The following is a 495-nucleotide window of genomic DNA, read 5'->3' on the forward strand; positions in this document are numbered from 1 at the left end:
CCGTTCGGTCAACGTCACGCTCCGGCAGGCGCTCGACCTCTACGCGAACGTGCGGCCGATCCGCAGCCTGCCCGGCGTCGACCCGCGGTTCGACGTGGACATGGTCATCGTGCGCGAGAACACCGAGGGGCTCTACGCCGGGCTCGAGCTCATGATCCTGCCCGGCGTGGCGCAGAGCATCAAGCTCACGACCGAGCGCAGCTCGACGCGCATCGCCGAGTTCGCGTTCCGGTACGCGGAGCAGCACGGCCGGAGCAAGGTGACGTTCGTCCACAAGGCGAACATCATGAAGCTCTCCGACGGGCTCGCCCTCGAGTGCGCGCGCCGCGTCGCCGTGCGGCACACCGAGGTGCAGCTCGCCGAGATGATCGTCGACGCGGCGGCCATGACGATGGTGCGCGACCCGAACAGGCTCGGCGTGCTCGTGACGGAGAACCTGTACGGCGATATCCTCTCGGACCTCGGCGCGGGCCTGGTGGGCGGGCTCGGCATCGT

Annotated in this window: 1 protein-coding gene; it reads left to right on the forward strand. The window is 69.3% G+C overall.

What is annotated here, in order from left to right:
• Positions 1 to 495 (forward strand): isocitrate/isopropylmalate family dehydrogenase (locus tag BN4575_RS22760; RefSeq protein ID WP_256029042.1); only part of this gene is annotated, 495 nt, incomplete at both ends.

It is taken from the genome of Aeromonas sp. EERV15, assembly GCF_900079845.1.
Lineage (GTDB): Bacteria > Pseudomonadota > Gammaproteobacteria > Enterobacterales > Aeromonadaceae > Aeromonas > Aeromonas sobria.